Here is a 16398-nt window from a genome sequence, read left to right as displayed (position 1 = left end):
CGCTTCAATAAAGGCCCAATTGAGTTAAAACCTGTTAACTAATTGGTAGCTTCACTTTACAAAAATAGTTTGGGCAACGGGAGTATATCTCGTCATATCCATGCAAATAAGCTAAAGTCCAAGGCGATAAAATGCCCTAGTTATTTGTTTTCTCACCAGGTTTTCATTTCTCTGGAATAGAAAATTGTGAACTTTGAGACGCAATCCAGCTTTGAGTTACGTCGTTCGTATTTGATAAGTTTCAGGCACATAGCGATAGCCTTCACCATCGCGTTGCAAATATGCAAGCGATGGAAACGGCATGTGATAGCCAATAAACGGAAGTTTATCCGTCGCAATCATATCGAACATTCGCTTACGGGTTTCAGCCGCCATTTCCTTGTCAATATCAAAGGAAACATGCCAGTCTGGGCGCTGCAGGGTGATAACCGAGTGATTTGCTGTATCCGAAATAAGCATTAATGACTTTCCACCCGATTCAACGCGGAAAGCCAGATGCCCTGGCGTGTGACCGTAAGCTCCAACTGCCCGAATGCCCGACAAAACATCCTTGCCATCGTCGATAAAGGTTATCTTTTCAGCAAGAGGCTTGACGTTCTTATCGACAAGTTGCGCAACACCTTTGGCGGGAGTTTCAAGCCGTGCTGGATCTGTCCAGAACTCGTATTCTTTCTGCCCAGCAGCATAACGCGCATTGGCAAAAGCAGGCTTACCGTCTTCCATAAGCCCACCAATATGATCAGGGTGGAAATGGCTGAGTACAACGAGCGATACATCGTCCGCCTTATAGCCCGAAGCCTCGAGTGCGCTGATAAGCTTGCCCTGCCCTGCTTCACGAGCACCTGCACCCATTCCGGTATCGAACAAAACAAGTTCTTTGCCTGTATTGATTAGAACTGGAGTGAAGCTGTTTACAAAGCGATCTGTCGGCAGAAGATTTTCTTCGAGAAGGGCTGCAACATCCTTTGGATCTTGATTTATGGCATAAGTCCTCTCAGGTGCCTCGCCTGCCCGTCGCCCGTCCGACAGCGTCGTTATTTCAAAATCACCAAACTGGAAGCGATGAAAACCTGGGTTCTCAATTTTGGACGACGTAGTTTCTGCTTTCGCTTCATCACTTTCGAAGGGGGCCAAAGCCATTCCACCGCTTACGGCGGAAGCAGCGACAATAAAATTTCGTCGTGAAAGTGCCATTGGTCAGTCTCCAAATTGTTAGGTGCCCGTTAGAATAGCGTAAATGGCGGGTCGATCCAGTGCAGCTCAATCAAGTTTTCGTAGAGCACGGATGACACCACACTTGTCTGCCGCAGAAAACATAGCTATCTGAAGAGTACGCGGGACGACCCGCGTCTGTGTTCGCATAGGGGACGGCCCCATTTAAGGGCTGTTCCGTGACTGGACCTATAGAACAATTCGCGATCAAACCTATTGTCGAGCTTGGCACACTGGTTGGCCAACAGATCGTTTTAAAAAATTCTGCACTCTATAAGCTGCTGACTGTCATGGTTGCAGCAGGTTCTTTGTTTATTGCTTCAAGTCGCACTGTAGTTGTGCCGGAGCGTCTGCAATCTTCAGCCGAAATGCTCCACGACTTTGTTTCGCAAACAACTCGCGAAAATGCCGGCCAGCGTGAACTGTTGATGGCAGTAATTCGAGCTTATGTTTTCACAATGCTGAGCAACACCCCTCCCATTAAAATGAAATTTTATCTCGAAAGGACGACCTTTCGTTATTTCAATCATGGGACGGCCCATATCCAAGGAGCAAAATAAAATGGCATGGATTTATCTGGCAATAGCTGGAGGCCTTGAGGTCATATGGGCCTATTTCATGAAAAAATCTGAGGGATTTTCGATCCTCACCCCCAGCGTCATTACCATTGTGACCATGATCGGTAGTTTCGCACTGCTTTCTATTGCAATGCGAACCCTTCCGTTGGGCACTGCTTACGCCGTCTGGACCGGGATTGGTGCCGTTGGTGCGTTTCTGGTGGGAATTTTCATTCTCGGTGAAGCGGCGAGCTTTTTCCGTATCACAAGTGTGATGCTTATCCTTGCAGGTATAATCGGACTAAAATTGTCATCGACATAAAACATAAAAAAGGGAGGCAAATGCCTCCCTTTTTTATTCGATATCAACGAACCTGATCCAGAAGTCGCTTGCATTCAAGAAGGTCAAATAGCGCTTCCTGCAAAAGACTTCTATTGTCTTTAGAGGCCCGCTTACCATCAGCACCAATCGGGCCGTCTTCTTCGCCTTTCAAGAGGCCAAACAGCTTGCGCGCTGGTTGCGGCGCTTTAATGCCGTTCGGTAATGCCATTTCATTATCAGCGGCGTTTTCCATCGCCTGCTTTTCAGCGGCTGCCTGTTTCTGGCGCGTAATCGCATCGATAGCTTGTACATCACCGTTACCGAGAGCAATGATGAATTGCGCATTATTTTCGCGCAGAAGGCGCTGCACGCCTTTGATCGTATAACCCTGATCATAAAGCAGATGCCGAATACCTTTAAGCAGTTCAACATCGAGCGGGCGATAATAGCGGCGCCCGCCGCCACGCTTCATAGGCTTAATCTGGGTAAAACGCGTTTCCCAAAAACGCAGAACATGCTGCGGAAGATCAAGATCCTCTGCAACTTCGCTAATCGTCCTGAATGCGTCAGGGCTTTTATCCATCTGCTTGCCTTTCCAGTGGTTTGGTTAGCCTTAAGGCCTCCCCTGCCAGTCCAGATAGTTCAAATGGCAATCAGTACTTCAATCAGTACGAGCCATAATATCACAATAATCCAACGGCGTTTATCATAAAAAAAACCGACGAAAAGCCCCAATTTCTCGGCATCTCATATTAGCGGCCCGACTCAGCCTTAATAAGGAATATATAATATCAGGAACTAAGAAGCACCTCTTCAGAATAACAGGAAATACGCAATTAGATTGTTGATAGTAGAAAGTCTCACCTCGCTTCAATGATGAAACAAAAAAGCCGCCCATCGAAACGGGCGGCTGAACTCATGAAACTGCTCTAATGCAAACTGATCTGAATTTTTACTTAGTGCTTTTTGCGCTGCGCTTCTGATGTTCTTGCAAAATGCGCTGCTTCAGAACGTTGGAAGCCTTGAATGTCATCACGCGGCGCGGAAGAATTGGAACTTCTTCACCCGTCTTCGGATTACGGCCGATACGTTCATTCTTGTCACGGACCTGAAATGTCGCAAATGACGACAGTTTCACGGTTTCCCCGTTTACGATAGCGTCACAGACCTCATCGAGGATCATCTCGACCAGAGCCGCCGATTCTGTTCTGGATAGGCCTACCTTACGATAAACAGCCTCTGCCAGATCAGCACGTGTGACCGTCTTACCTCCCATAACCGAACCTGCCTGGTTAGTGTTTGAACAGATAATATCCTTAAGTGACAGGAGGTTACACAAATAAAAGTGGTTCGGTCAAGCCGCGAGTTTCCTCACGGCCTATCAATTTTCTAATTACCAGCGCAATAGAACTGCGCCCCATGTAAATCCGCCACCCATAGCTTCCAAAAGAACAAGGTCGCCCTTCTTAATGCGCCCGTCTGCAACTGCCGTTGCAAGCGCCAGTGGAACAGAGGCTGCCGAGGTATTTCCGTGGCGATCCACGGTGATAACCACCTTTTCCTCGGCGATATTGAGTTTTTTAGCGGAAGCGTCGATTATGCGCTTGTTGGCCTGATGTGGCACAAACCAATCAATATCCTCAGCTGTCAGCCCGGTTTCTGCAAAAGAAGCCTCGATCACATCCGTGATCATGCCCACGGCATGTTTGAAAACTTCGCGGCCTTCCATGCGAAGATGACCGACTGTTTGCGTGGTCGATGGTCCGCCATCAACAAAAAGCTTTTCTTTGTGGTTGCCATCCGAGCGGAGATTCGCTGTCAGAACACCGCGATCTGACGTCAGACCTTTGCCTTCTGCCGACTCAAGCACAAGTGCGCCTGCACCGTCACCGAACAGCACACAGGTCGTGCGATCATTCCAATCGAGAATACGCGAGAATGTTTCTGCGCCAATAACCAGAACACGCTTCGCCAGACCGCCGCGGATATAAAGATCCGCCGTGGTTATGGCATAAATGAAGCCACTGCAAACGGCCTGCAAATCAAACGCAAAGCCAGTAGTAATTCCCAGCTCGCGCTGAATTTCAACAGCACTGGCTGGAAATGTATGGTTCGGCGTCGATGTTGCCACGAGTACGAGATCAATATCCGACGCCTCGATACCCGCATTTTCAAGTGCCGCGCGCGCTGCTGCTGCACCGAGCGATACAGTTGTTTCGCCCTCACCCGCAATGTGACGCTGGCGGATGCCTGTGCGCTGAACAATCCATTCGTCGGAGGTTTCAATCACGCCCGCGAAGTCGGAGTTCTTCATGATCCGCTCAGGCAATGCCGAACCAATACCTCTTACGACAGATCTTATCATCGTTATTTTTCCTGTCCTGCGTGACCGTAGCAGGCTTTTCTGCCGGTCAAAATTCGTGCCCCCTAGTGAGGCATATTATTATTTTGTGCTTTCGCTACCATCATTCGACGCAGTTTGCGGATGACTGTGGTGGAAATGCGCCAGATCGACTTCGATTTTTTCGAGCAGCTTGTTGCGAACCATGTCATAGCCAACTTCGATCGCTGAACAAAAGCCTTCGGCAGTTGCGCTCCCGTGGCTTTTGATAACAACGCCGCTCATGCCGAGCAATACGCCACCATTGACCTTGTTCGGGTCCATTTTTTCGCGAATGCGATCAAATGCGCCCTTAGCGAAGATATAGCCGATTTTTGAAAGAAGTGTGCGGCTCATGGCCTGACGCAGCAACGTACCCATTTGCCGAGCAGTGCCTTCAGCGGTCTTGAGCGCAATATTGCCCGTAAAACCTTCGGTGACCACCACGTCAACGGCACCATTGCCAATGTCGTTTCCTTCGACAAAACCTTTATACTGCAAGCCATCAAGCGGCATATCGCGCAGAATCTGCGCTGCTTGTTTTACTTCGTCGAGGCCTTTAACTTCTTCGGTGCCGACATTCAGAAGCCCAACAGTCGGCTTACGAATTTCAAAGAGTGCGCGCGCCATACCCGCGCCCATCACTGCATAGTCCACCAATTGGCGCGCATCCGCACCAATGGTCGCGCCGACATCCAGCACGATGCATTCGCCCTTCAAGGTTGGCCAAATCGCAGCAATCGCAGGTCGCTCAACATCGGAGAGCATACGCAGGCAAAATTTTGACATAGCCATCAGCGCGCCGGTATTGCCCGCAGAGACACATACATCTGCATCGCCAGTTTTTACGGCTTCAATAGCCTGCCACATAGAAGACTTGCCACGACCAGCGCGAAGCGCCTGGCTCGGCTTATCATCCATTTTGACCGCCACTTCACTGGCGCGGAACTCGGATGCTGCCTGAAGTTTCGGATAACGTGCCAATACAGGCTCGACCTGTCCGGCCAAACCAAAGAAAATAAACCGGATATCAGGATGACGCTCAAGCGCCTTCGCCGCACCTGGGATGACCACTTCAGGGCCAAAATCACCGCCCATGGCGTCAATCGAAATTTTTATCACTCTTGATTAATCCTGTGCGATCCCTTGCCCCAAATCTGCATTTTTAAAAACAGAGAGCTTTTCCGCGAAAATAGTGTTTTTCCGGTCATGCACAACCAGATTCTATCAAGCACCCGTTAATTCACGGCTTCTTGGACCAGTCAGATAGCTTGGCGAAAGGCGAATCAGGCTTATCGTCATCGTTCAGATCACCAAAAATCACTGGTTCCGACTCATCTGGCAGTCCCGGCTTGCGTGGGTAAGGATCGAGGGCCAGCTCAAAAAACTCTTCCGCGACAGCGCCCAAATCAATTTTATCGCCAATAAATGTCTCTGGAATGTCTGCGCCTTCCGCATCAAGCAGCAATTCACCACTCTCATCGAGCTGGATTTTAGCGAGGCGGGAATCCTCAGGCACAAAAATCGTATCGACCTGCTCGACAATCGTTGCATCCAGCGGTTCAAGCGTTGCCACACATGACTGCACTACGTCTGCTTTGATCGTTCCACGAATGCGAATGCCACGCTTTTTCCAGGGCGTCAGCAAGAATTCGGCATCGAAAGACTTGACCGAAACAAGGCCGTGCTCATCAGCCAATGCCACTCTTTCCTTTTCATTCGTCCCTACCTTCACCGTCAAACCCTTGTGGGGGAGATGCAGAACCGGAACGGGATAAGTCAGTGCCGGTTTATCATTCATTATTCTCAGCCTTTTTATTCGTATCAGTTGGCGATAGCGCCATCTCGTCGACATTCATAAAGGAAATATCACCTACTGCCAAAACGCTGTCATCGGTTTTTGCAAGCAAATCCCGGCACGCGAACACATACGCACTCAAATGGTGAGAATGCGGCCATAATTCGAGATCAGGCTGAATATTTCTTGTCAGAGCCGCCGCCAATGCCTCTTCGTCATTATTATCCAGTGCCGTTCCGTAAGAACTGACGCGGCCGTAAAACATCCGTGCCAGCTTCTTCATCCGCTTCGGAACGCCCTGATCACCGATTCCCAATTCTCGCAAAGAATGGTCGACATCTTTGAAAAACTCGTCCGCGATGTCCTGTGCAAGCGGCATCAGCGCCGAATTTTCGCCCTTCATACGATGAAGGACAAGGAAAATATGAACAGAAAGCATTTCATAGCGCCCCAATGGTGTATCAGGCACGTGAAATTGTGAATAAAATCGCTTTTGCCGCGCCGCCGCCACGATCGTCTCGTAAACGCGAAGCACAACTGTCTCATTTGCTTTGTTTTTGCGGCGAAAAAGTCGAAGAATCATTCGTATACGACCGTACTTGTTGCATCCAGAAGCAAGGTGGTTTACCGAAGTTCTCCTGACGGCGAAAGTGCCGCGCTGATATAGAATGTATGGAGAGGTCTTTGTTGCAGCGAATTTTCCCAAGCGCACGCAAACAGCGTGCCCTTCTCGCAGGCACAGCAATTCTCTTTTCGGCGGCTCTTGCCGGATGCAACACCGCGTCCACGCTAAACCCGTCGGAAACGATCACAGAGGGTTACGTGCTTGATCAGGATGCGCTCGATTCGGTTCCGGTTGGTTCCAGCCGTGAGCAAGTGCTTCTGGCTCTCGGAACGCCATCGACAACGGCGACCTTCGATAACGAAGTGTTCTATTACATTTCGCAGAAGCGCTACCGTGCAGCTCAGTTCATGAAGCCGAAAATTGTCGATCGCAATATCCTTGCGGTTTACTTCGATAAGGACGGCAAGGTTCACCATATCGCCAATTATGGTCTTCAGGATGGCAAGGTCTTTGATTTTGTATCCCGTACGACGCCGACCGGCGGTAAGGACCAGACCTTTATTGGCCAGATCATCCAGGGGGTTGCCAAAGCCCCAACGTCGCTTCCAGGCGGCATGACAGCTGGCGGAAACAACTAATTCTGCAAAAACGATCAAAAAAACCCGCCTTACGGCGGGTTTTTTATTGGTTTTACATCACGCGGAATGCGCAAGCACTGCAAGCAGCAAGAGTGCCACGATGTTGGTGATCTTGATTGCCGGATTAACGGCGGGCCCAGCGGTATCCTTATAAGGATCACCCACAGTATCGCCTGTTACGGAAGCCTTATGTGCTTCCGAACCTTTCAGATGTTTCACGCCATCGGCATCGGTAAAGCCATCTTCAAAGCTTTTCTTGGCATTATCCCATGCTCCACCACCCGATGTCATGGATATGGCCACAAACAATCCGTTGATGATAACGCCCAGAAGTGACGCGCCGAGCGCTGCAAAGGCCGCAGCTTTGGAGCCTGAGATGAGCAGAACACCAAAATAGACTACAATCGGAGCCAGAACCGGAAGCAGCGATGGAATAATCATTTCCCGGATAGCCGCTTTGGTGAGCAGATCAACTGCACGCGCATAATCCGGACGATCTTTTCCAGTCATAATGCCCGGCTTTTCGCGAAACTGACGGCGTACTTCCTGCACAACGGCACCGCCAGCACGTCCAACAGCTGTCATGGCCATACCGCCAAAGAGATAGGGAATAAGGCCACCGAAGATCAGACCAGCCACAACATATGGATTGGACAGCTCAAACGATACTGGCCCCATATCTGCGAAATAGGGATAGGTTTGTCCATTGGCGGCGAAATAGGACAAATCATTGGAATAGGCGGCAAACAGCACCAGTGCACCGAGACCCGCAGAACCAATCGCATAGCCCTTCGTAACAGCTTTTGTCGTATTGCCAACGGCATCCAGCGCATCGGTTGATTTGCGCACTTCCGGATCAAGGCCTGCCATTTCGGCAATGCCGCCCGCATTATCCGTCACCGGACCAAAAGCATCGAGCGCTACAATCATACCAGCAATACCGAGCATAGCTGTCACGGCAATTGCTGTTCCGAACAGTCCCGCAAGCTGATACGTGCCTATGATACCGCCAACGATCACGATGGCAGGCAAAGCAGTTGATTCCAGCGACACCGCCAAGCCCTGAATGACATTGGTGCCATGGCCCGTCACAGACGCCTGCGCAATGGAATTGACTGGGCGTTTGTTGGTGCCGGTATAATATTCAGTAATCACGACGATCAGGCCGGTAACGATCAAACCGATGATGCCACAGATAAACAGGTTGGTTCCCGTGATTGTTTGACCCGCAACAGTGCCGACCTCTCCCCAGCCAACAGTCAGTGTATTGGCGACGGCCAGACCTGCAATAGACAGCAGTCCGGTAGCGATCAGCCCTTTATAAAGCGCACCCATGATCGAGCCATTAACGCCAAGCTTGACAAAAAACGTCCCGGCAATCGATGTAAGGATAGAAACGCCACAGATCGCCAGCGGATAAAGCATCACGCTTGAAAGCACACCGGAACCGGCGAAGAAGATTGCGGCCAGAACCATTGTTGCGACAACCGTAACCGCATAAGTTTCAAACAAATCCGCAGCCATGCCCGCACAGTCACCGACATTATCGCCAACATTATCAGCAATGGTTGCCGGATTGCGTGGATCATCTTCCGGAATGCCTGCCTCGACCTTGCCAACAAGATCGCCACCGACATCAGCGCCCTTTGTAAAGATACCGCCGCCTAAGCGCGCGAAAATAGAAATCAGCGACGCACCAAAACCGAGCGCCACAAGCGCATCGATGACTGTACGATCAGACGGCGCATAACCCAGCCAGACAGTCAGGATTAAATAATAAACCGACACGCCCAACAGTGCCAAACCAGCCACGAGCATTCCAGTGATAGCGCCCGACTTAAAAGCTATTTCCAGGCCACCGGCGAGGCTCAGAGATGCAGCTTGCGCGGTTCGTACATTCGCACGAACAGAAACATGCATCCCGATAAAGCCTGTCAAACCGGAGAGGATCGCACCGATGAGAAAGCCTATAGCAGCGGAAATTGAGAGCAGATACCACACTGCAAGAAAAACAACGACGCCAACCAGCGCAATCGTCGTATATTGTCGTGCGAGATAGGCTGCGGCACCTTCACGAATTGCAGCAGCAATTTCCTGCATACGCGCTGTGCCCTGATCTGCGGCGAGAACCGAACGCGTTGCCCATATGGCAAACAGAACGGAAAATACACCGCAGGCTATGACGAGAAGAAGAACTCCGATTCCCATTTAGGCCAACTCCCATTGAGCGCGCACCAGCTTGAGATAGATCGCTCGCAATCACGGAGCAATTATCTGCACACATCGGCGCATGAAAGGCCCGAAAACCCCTCCCCGGGCCAAAGATAGCGGCATGGAAGTGCCTGAAACCGTCCATTCACCGGGTTTCATCGGCTTGATTTCACGTTTGAAGCATCTGCTTACAATCGAAGAGTTTGCAGATGTTTCTGCATTCGCGCATTCTCAATGCCGCAGGCTCAACATGCGGAAGACGCGTTGAAACGTCAAGTCGTAGTTTATTGAATAACCAAAGCAAAAAGGCTGCGATTTCTCACAGCCTTTTTGATCTAAATAGGAATGTCTGTTACTTGCCGCGCGGCTTTGTTCCACGGCTTTCGCCACGAAGTTCGAAAGCGATACGGTCGAGCACGGCATTGACGAGCTTCGGTTCTTCTTCAGTGTAGAAAGCCTTGGCGATGTCGACATATTCCGAGACGATAACCGCAGTTGGCACATCCTTGCGGGTTTTCAATTCCCATGCACCGGCACGCAAAATCGCACGCAGCGTTGAATCAAGACGGGAAAGCGGCCAATCTTCAGTCAATGCCTGATGGATCATCGGATCAAGCGCAAGCTGTGTTTCCACAACACCTGCCACAATGCCACGGAACCATTGCGGGTCGGCATCGAGATACTGCATGCCGTCCACTTCCTTGCCAAGGCGATGGGCTTCATATTCAGCAACGACTTCCATGACGCCTGTACCGGCAACATCCATCTGATAAAGCGCCTGAACGGCTGCGAGACGCGCGACGCCACGCTTATTGGCAGCTCTTGGTGCATTCGGGCTGGTGCGGCCTTCAGAAGAAGCAGTCATCGTATCAGGCTCCGAATTTCTTACGTAGGTCAATCATAGTCAGGGCCGCGCGAGCTGCAAAGCCGCCCTTGTCCTTGTCTTCGCGACGTGCACGCACCCAAGCCTGCTCATCATTTTCGACGGTCAGAATACCATTGCCTATGGCAAGGCTTTCTTCAACTGCAAGATCGGTCAAAGCGCGGCAGGATTCATTGGCAACAATGTCAAAATGATAGGTTTCACCGCGAATGACTGTGCCAAGAGCGACGAAACCATCGTAATTCGTGCCACCATTTTCAGCGCCATCAAGCGCGAAAGAAATTGTCGCTGGCACTTCCAGTGCACCGGGAACCGTCACAACATCATAAGTCGCGCCAGCAGCATCGAGAGCGGCCTTTGCGCCGTCAAGCAGCGCATCAGACAGTTCTTCGTAGAAACGCGCTTCAACAATCAGCAAATGCGGCGCGTGCGCCTCGTGCTTCGACATGAGAGACTCCATGACAGAAATCGCGGACCGCAAATCTTGCGGTCAACGCTCAATTCAAAAAAACAGCTTAGGGTTCTTAGGCTCTAAGCTTATTTCTTATATTGCGCAAGCCTTGCTGCGTAACGGGCCAGCTGATCGATCTCAATATTGATCTTATCACCCGCCTTACGGTCGCCCCAAGTGGTCACTTCAAGCGAATGACGAATGAGCAGAACATCAAATTCATTGCCATTGACGCCATTCACCGTCAGCGATGTGCCATCCAGTGCGACAGAGCCCTTCTGGGCGATAAAAGGGGCCAGTTCTTCGGGTGCGCGAAGAGTGAAGCGAACAGCGTCGCCCTCTTCCTTGCGCTCAACGATTTCCGCCTGTCCATCTATGTGACCAGAAACGAGATGGCCGCCCATTTCATCACCCAGCTTGAGCGAACGTTCCAGATTGATGCGGGTGCCATTTTCCCATTTTGAAATGGTCGTCAGACGCAATGCCTCTTCCCATGCTTCCACTTCAAACCAGCGGGCATTGGTGCCTTTTTCAGGCAGAGCCACAACGGTCAGGCAAACACCGGAACAGGCAATCGAAGCGCCGAGTTCAATGGTTTCAGGATCGTAAGCTGTTTCGATCCGCAGCAGCACACCTTCATTGAGCGGCTTGATACGATCAACCTTGCCAATGTCGGTAACAATACCTGTAAACATCAAGTCTTCCTTACATATTCCGCATAAGCATCGTCGCCATATCGCGCCTCGCGCACAATTGCGAATTCATTAGCGATATGGGATTGCAGATCCGTGACGGCAACCCCAGCAGCGGAACCGATTTCAACAGGTGAGCGGAAAAGCACGACGCGATCAACCAGATTTTCTTTCAGAAAGCTGCTCGCAACGTTTGCTCCGCCTTCGACCAGAACCGAAGAAATACCCTGTGCAGCAAGGTCATCCATCAACTCTGGTAAAGCGATGCGACCTTCATCACTTTCCGCCGCGATGATGCGACACCCTGCCGCTTGCATCTCATAACGTCGCTCAGGTGCCACATGTTCACAGCAAGCAAGCCACAAAGGAACAGCGTCTGAGCTTCGAATAAGCTTTGAATCGAGCGGCAATTTTAATCCGCTGTCCAACACAAGTCGAACGGGCGAGCGTTGCTCCAACCCTGGCAAACGACAATTTAAAATAGGGTCATCAGCGATGGCCGTTTCGACGCCAACCAGAATTACGTCCGTCTGCGAACGCAAAATATGCGATTGTGCGCGTGCATTTGGACCCGTGATTGCGACCTGCCCCTCACCCTTTTTACCGATAAAGCCATCAGCAGAAAGTGCAAGTTTCAGAATCACTTCTGGACGTTTTTTAGAAGATCGATTCAGATAGCCCGCGAGGTCATCGGCGGCCTTCTCAGACAGAATGCCCGGCACAACTTCAATGCCCGCTTCACGCAAGATCGCAAAGCCTTTGCCGCTTACTCTTTCGTCAGGATCGGTCGCAGCAACGAACACGCGCGCGATTCCCGCCTGCACAAGAGCTTCTGCGCATGGTGGTGTACGACCATGATGTGCGCAGGGTTCGAGCGTCACATAGGCCGTGGCACCCCGCGCCGCCTCGCCCGCATCGGCCAGTGCCTGCGGCTCAGAATGAGGCCGTCCGCCAATGGCCGTGACACCACGTCCGACAATTATACCGTCCTTGACGATGACGGTGCCGACGGAGGGATTTGTGCCTGTAAGCCCTTTGTTACGACGAGCAAGACGAATGGCTGCTTGCATGAAGCGCAAATCATCCGCGGTCGCATTTGCATGCGGGAATTCCACTCTGCTCATTTTATGCGTCCGGATCGCGTTCAGTTTCGGTCGTCGTCAACTCATCAATGACGTTATGGAAATCGACGGCTTTACTGAAATTGCGATAAACAGAAGCAAAGCGAATATAGGCAATGTCATCGACGCCCTTGAGCGCATCCATCGCCAAACGACCAATTTCGTCTGAGGTAACCTCCGCTTCGCCGGAGCTTTCAAGCTGGCGTACAATGCCGGAAATTGCTCGTTCGATGCGCTCTTCATCAATATCACGCTTGCGCAAAGCCACATCGATGGAACGCGATAGCTTTTCGCGATCAAAAGGCACGCGACGACCGCTCTTCTTCACGACCATAAGATCGCGCAATTGCACGCGCTCAAAAGTTGTGAAGCGTCCGCCACAAACCGAACAGACACGACGTCTGCGAATAACCGCTCCGTCTTCCGCCGGACGGGAATCCTTCACCTGCGTATCTTCAGACTGGCAATAGGGACAACGCATGACACACTTTCAACTGGATAGATGATTCCATCGAATGATACCCCATCAGGCGAATGCTGCCTAATTGAGACAGATATGAAAAAGCCCCGCTCAACAAGGTTGAGCGGGGCTTCATCAAAATTTGAAGGGTTTTAGCCCTGATATCCATACATTGGGAAGCGATCGGTCAGTGCAATGACCTTGGCCTTAACCGCTGCTTCAACGGATGCATTGCCTTCATCGGAGTTGGCAACTTTCAAACCATCGAGCACTTCTGCGATCAGTGAGCCGATTTCCTTAAATTCAGCCTTGCCGAAACCGCGTGTTGTGCCAGCAGGTGTGCCGAGACGAACACCGGAGGTTACGAATGGCTTTTCTGGATCGAATGGAATGCCGTTCTTGTTACAGGTGACGTTCGCACGGCCAAGGGCTGCTTCAGCCCGCTTACCAGTCGCATTCTTCGGACGCAGATCAACCAGCATCAGGTGGTTGTCAGTACCGCCCGAAACAATATCCAAGCCCTGCGACTTCAGTTCGTCCGAAAGCGCACGCGCATTATCAACAACGTTCTGAGCATAAATCTTGAATTCTGGCTTCAGAGCTTCTGCGAAAGCAACAGCCTTACCAGCAATCACGTGCATCAGTGGGCCGCCCTGCAAGCCCGGGAAGACAGCCGAATTGAACTTCTTCGCCAGATCAGGATCGTTGGTGAGGATCATACCGCCGCGTGGACCACGCAGCGACTTGTGAGTCGTCGTGGTGCAAACATGCGCATGTGGAACTGGCGATGGGTGTACACCACCGGCAACCAGACCAGCGATGTGAGCCATATCAACCATCAGATATGCGCCAACTTCGTCAGCAATTTCACGGAAACGCTTCCAGTCCCAGATACGCGAATAAGCGGTACCACCAGCGAGAATGAGCTTTGGCTTATGTTCGCGTGCAAGGCGCGCGATTTCTTCCATATCGAGAAGATGATCGTCTTCACGGACGCCATAGGAAACAACGTTGAACCACTTGCCCGACATGTTCACAGGCGAACCGTGCGTCAAGTGACCACCGGAATTGAGGTCAAGACCCATGAAAGTGTCGCCCGGCTGTAAAAGCGCAAGGAACACAGCCTGATTCATCTGGCTTCCGGAGTTTGGCTGCACGTTTGCAAATTCTGCACCGAACAGCTTCTTGGCGCGTTCGATTGCCAGCTCTTCTACAACGTCAACATACTGGCAGCCGCCATAATAGCGCTTGCCCGGATAACCTTCAGCGTATTTGTTGGTGAGGATCGAACCCTGTGCTTCAAGCACCGCACGCGAAACAATGTTTTCTGAGGCGATCAGCTCAATTTCATGGCGCTGACGACCAAGTTCGTTGCGGATCGCACCGAAAATATCGGCATCAATCTCTTCAAGAGTTGCGTTGAAAAAAGCGGTATTGGCTTGTGTCATGTTTCACACCCTCCGGGTTAGCCGGCCGTAGCACTAAGAGATGAGGCGCAGTATCACACTTCGAATGGCAAGGCCAATGGCCGCAAAGCGAAAAGCATGTTCCAAAATGCGGCATGATGATGCCAAAGCCATAAAGAGAAACAAAAAAGCCGCCCGAAACGCTTTGGGGCGGCTTTTTCGTAGATAATTTCAGATCAGATGTCAGTGCCAAGCGCCAGTGCCGTCGCACCGTCCATCTTGTAAATATCGTCGCGGAACTGCACCACACCGTCACCAGTTGACCACGCAGTGATATAAACGAAGTGCAGCGGCACAGGATCGGCAACCTGAATTGGCGTATTCACGCCCGAAGCAATCGTACCTTCAATATTCTGACGGTCCCAGCCAGCCGTGTTCTTCAACAGCCATACATCCAGATCGCGAACGTTCTGCACGCGAACACAGCCGGACGAATCAAAGCGCATCAACTTGTTGAAATAGCTCTTCTGGGGTGTGTCATGCATGTAAACGGCATGCGTGTTGTGGAAGTTGATCTTCGTAGAGGACATAGCATTGATCTTACCCGGGTCCTGACGGAACATCAGCTTCACCGCATCATCCGTGTTCCAGTCAACGCTTTCCGGCGGAACTTCCTGACCCTGCGCATTGTAAAGGCGGATCTTGTTGTTTGCCAGATATTGCGGGTTTTTCCGCATCAGCGGAATAATATCCTTCTGGATGATCGACTTTGGAGCCGTCCAGTAAGGATTGAGAATAACTTCGTGAATCTTGGAATCAAGAATTGGCGTCTGACGATCAATCTTGCCAACAACCGCTGTATGGCGCTGTGAAACGCTGCCATTTTCAACAGCCTCAATGCGAGCAGCCGGAATATTGACCATAACAAAGCGCTGCTCTGTCTGGCTTGCTGGTGTCATGCTGGAAAGGCGCTGAAGATTTGTCTGCAACTGGCCAAGACGCGTATTCGCATCAACATTCATTGCAGCATAAGTGAACTGGCCCATAACACCGTCGGCAGGCAAGCCGTGACGCGACTGGAAACGCTTAACAGCTGCATCGACATAAGTATCGTATGCGCTCGAAACACCAGCTTCGCGCGGCAGATCGCCAGAGACTATCAAACGCTGACGCAGAGCATGAACCGAGGGATCATTGACGCCAAGCTGCAACTTGGCACTGCCCGGAACCTGCGGCCAGCCACCACGAGCGGCAATATCGCCATATTGGGCAATTGCCGACTGAAGATTGCCAACCGTCTGCTGGCTGATAACCGGCTGATTGGTTGCAACCTTCTGGCCACCTGTTGCACGCGCATCAAACTGGTCATCCCAGTTGCCGCGGCGCGGAGCCGAAAGAATATCATTCAAAGCCTGTTGCTGCTGAGCAAATGCCGCAGGAGCAATTGCAGATGCGGCAGCGGCCAAACCAGCAGTTGCAGCACCACGCAAAAAGCTGCGACGGCCCACATTCATAGCCAGCATATTCTTGTCGGTTTTGGTCATTGTTTTGGTCCCAAAGGCTAACCCGTTGCGTCGGAATGCAAAGCACTCAGAAATGCTCACGATTATGCACTGTATTAAACCCGATAAGTCGGTTTTTATGGCTTATTCATGTCGCGCCGCCAAGAATTCAAGGCAGCGACTGCTTAAATAGCTCACAA

At 51.1% G+C, this 16398-nt stretch carries 19 protein-coding genes; 4 read left to right on the top strand and 15 right to left on the bottom strand.

Annotated elements, in window-relative coordinates:
* Positions 1-216: 216 nt before the first annotated feature.
* On the bottom strand, positions 217-1194 hold the full coding sequence (locus RI570_RS10310; protein WP_313828326.1) for an MBL fold metallo-hydrolase: 978 nt from the start codon (positions 1192-1194) through the stop codon (positions 217-219).
* A gap of 197 nt (positions 1195-1391) precedes the next feature.
* On the opposite strand from RI570_RS10310, the gene RI570_RS10305 reads away from it, so the two are divergent.
* Entirely contained in the window at positions 1392-1772 is a 381-nt protein-coding gene (locus RI570_RS10305; protein WP_313828325.1) for a hypothetical protein, read from the top strand.
* Between the two features lies 1 nt (position 1773).
* Positions 1774-2091, top strand: coding sequence for a quaternary ammonium compound efflux SMR transporter SugE (sugE, locus tag RI570_RS10300; protein ID WP_313828324.1), 318 nt, complete (start codon positions 1774-1776; stop codon positions 2089-2091).
* A gap of 43 nt (positions 2092-2134) precedes the next feature.
* Here the strand turns inward: sugE and RI570_RS10295 are convergent, their stop codons facing one another.
* The 6 genes from RI570_RS10295 to RI570_RS10270 form a co-directional block, all read right to left on the bottom strand.
* On the bottom strand, positions 2135-2674 hold the full coding sequence (locus RI570_RS10295; RefSeq protein ID WP_250039617.1) for a MerR family transcriptional regulator: 540 nt from the start codon (positions 2672-2674) through the stop codon (positions 2135-2137).
* Between the two features lie 369 nt (positions 2675-3043).
* Positions 3044-3367 carry an integration host factor subunit alpha gene (locus tag RI570_RS10290; protein ID WP_313828323.1) on the bottom strand — a complete coding sequence of 108 codons (324 nt, stop codon included), beginning with the start codon at positions 3365-3367 and terminating at the stop codon, positions 3044-3046.
* 117 nt (positions 3368-3484) lie between these two features.
* A complete protein-coding gene (locus tag RI570_RS10285; RefSeq protein ID WP_313828322.1) occupies positions 3485-4456 on the bottom strand; it encodes a beta-ketoacyl-ACP synthase III in 972 nt (323 codons plus the stop codon).
* Positions 4457-4534: 78 nt separating this feature from the next.
* Positions 4535-5593 carry a phosphate acyltransferase PlsX gene (gene plsX, locus RI570_RS10280; RefSeq protein ID WP_313828321.1) on the bottom strand — a complete coding sequence of 353 codons (1059 nt, stop codon included), beginning with the start codon at positions 5591-5593 and terminating at the stop codon, positions 4535-4537.
* A 121-nt stretch (positions 5594-5714) separates the two neighbouring features.
* Complete coding sequence (locus RI570_RS10275; RefSeq protein ID WP_313828320.1) at positions 5715-6272, bottom strand: DUF177 domain-containing protein; 558 nt, start codon at positions 6270-6272, stop codon at positions 5715-5717.
* The gene (locus RI570_RS10270; protein WP_313828626.1) at positions 6265-6852 is read right to left on the bottom strand and encodes a ubiquinol-cytochrome C chaperone family protein; all 588 of its coding nucleotides are present in this window, start codon (positions 6850-6852) and stop codon (positions 6265-6267) included. Before RI570_RS10270 ends, RI570_RS10275 begins: the two co-directional genes overlap by 8 nt.
* Positions 6853-6953: 101 nt before the next feature.
* Between RI570_RS10270 and RI570_RS10265 the strand changes: the two genes are divergently transcribed.
* A complete protein-coding gene (locus tag RI570_RS10265) occupies positions 6954-7472 on the top strand; it encodes an outer membrane protein assembly factor BamE (protein ID WP_250039610.1) in 519 nt (172 codons plus the stop codon).
* A gap of 57 nt (positions 7473-7529) precedes the next feature.
* On the opposite strand, the gene RI570_RS10260 is transcribed toward RI570_RS10265, so the two are convergent.
* Positions 7530-9680 carry a sodium-translocating pyrophosphatase gene (locus RI570_RS10260; protein WP_313828319.1) on the bottom strand — a complete coding sequence of 717 codons (2151 nt, stop codon included), beginning with the start codon at positions 9678-9680 and terminating at the stop codon, positions 7530-7532.
* Positions 9681-9804: 124 nt separating this feature from the next.
* Between RI570_RS10260 and RI570_RS10255 the strand changes: the two genes are divergently transcribed.
* Positions 9805-9951, top strand: a complete 147-nt coding sequence (locus RI570_RS10255) for a hypothetical protein (protein WP_313828318.1) — start codon at positions 9805-9807, stop codon at positions 9949-9951.
* 84 nt (positions 9952-10035) lie between these two features.
* Here RI570_RS10255 and nusB read toward each other — a convergent pair whose 3' ends face one another.
* The 7 genes from nusB to RI570_RS10220 form a co-directional block, all read right to left on the bottom strand.
* A complete protein-coding gene (gene nusB / locus RI570_RS10250; RefSeq protein WP_250039606.1) occupies positions 10036-10548 on the bottom strand; it encodes a transcription antitermination factor NusB in 513 nt (170 codons plus the stop codon).
* A 4-nt stretch (positions 10549-10552) separates the two neighbouring features.
* Complete coding sequence (locus RI570_RS10245; protein ID WP_250039604.1) at positions 10553-11014, bottom strand: 6,7-dimethyl-8-ribityllumazine synthase; 462 nt, start codon at positions 11012-11014, stop codon at positions 10553-10555.
* Between the two features lie 89 nt (positions 11015-11103).
* Entirely contained in the window at positions 11104-11712 is a 609-nt protein-coding gene (locus RI570_RS10240; RefSeq protein ID WP_313828317.1) for a riboflavin synthase, read from the bottom strand.
* Positions 11712-12833, bottom strand: coding sequence for a bifunctional diaminohydroxyphosphoribosylaminopyrimidine deaminase/5-amino-6-(5-phosphoribosylamino)uracil reductase RibD (ribD, locus tag RI570_RS10235; RefSeq protein WP_313828316.1), 1122 nt, complete (start codon positions 12831-12833; stop codon positions 11712-11714). Before ribD ends, RI570_RS10240 begins: the two co-directional genes overlap by 1 nt.
* A 1-nt stretch (position 12834) precedes the next feature.
* Complete coding sequence (gene nrdR, locus RI570_RS10230) at positions 12835-13311, bottom strand: transcriptional regulator NrdR (protein WP_310010539.1); 477 nt, start codon at positions 13309-13311, stop codon at positions 12835-12837.
* A gap of 131 nt (positions 13312-13442) precedes the next feature.
* Positions 13443-14738: a serine hydroxymethyltransferase gene (gene glyA / locus RI570_RS10225; RefSeq protein WP_250039600.1), complete on the bottom strand. Its 1296-nt coding sequence runs from the start codon at positions 14736-14738 to the stop codon at positions 13443-13445.
* 194 nt (positions 14739-14932) lie between these two features.
* A complete protein-coding gene (locus RI570_RS10220; RefSeq protein WP_313828315.1) occupies positions 14933-16240 on the bottom strand; it encodes a L,D-transpeptidase family protein in 1308 nt (435 codons plus the stop codon).
* Between the last annotated feature and the right edge of the window lie 158 nt (positions 16241-16398).

This window comes from Brucella pseudogrignonensis (assembly GCF_032190615.1).
In the GTDB taxonomy this organism is placed as follows: Bacteria; Pseudomonadota; Alphaproteobacteria; order Rhizobiales; family Rhizobiaceae; genus Brucella; species Brucella pseudogrignonensis_B.
The sequence above is the reverse complement of the archived record's forward strand: the minus strand, read 5'-3'. Positions and strand labels throughout refer to the sequence as shown.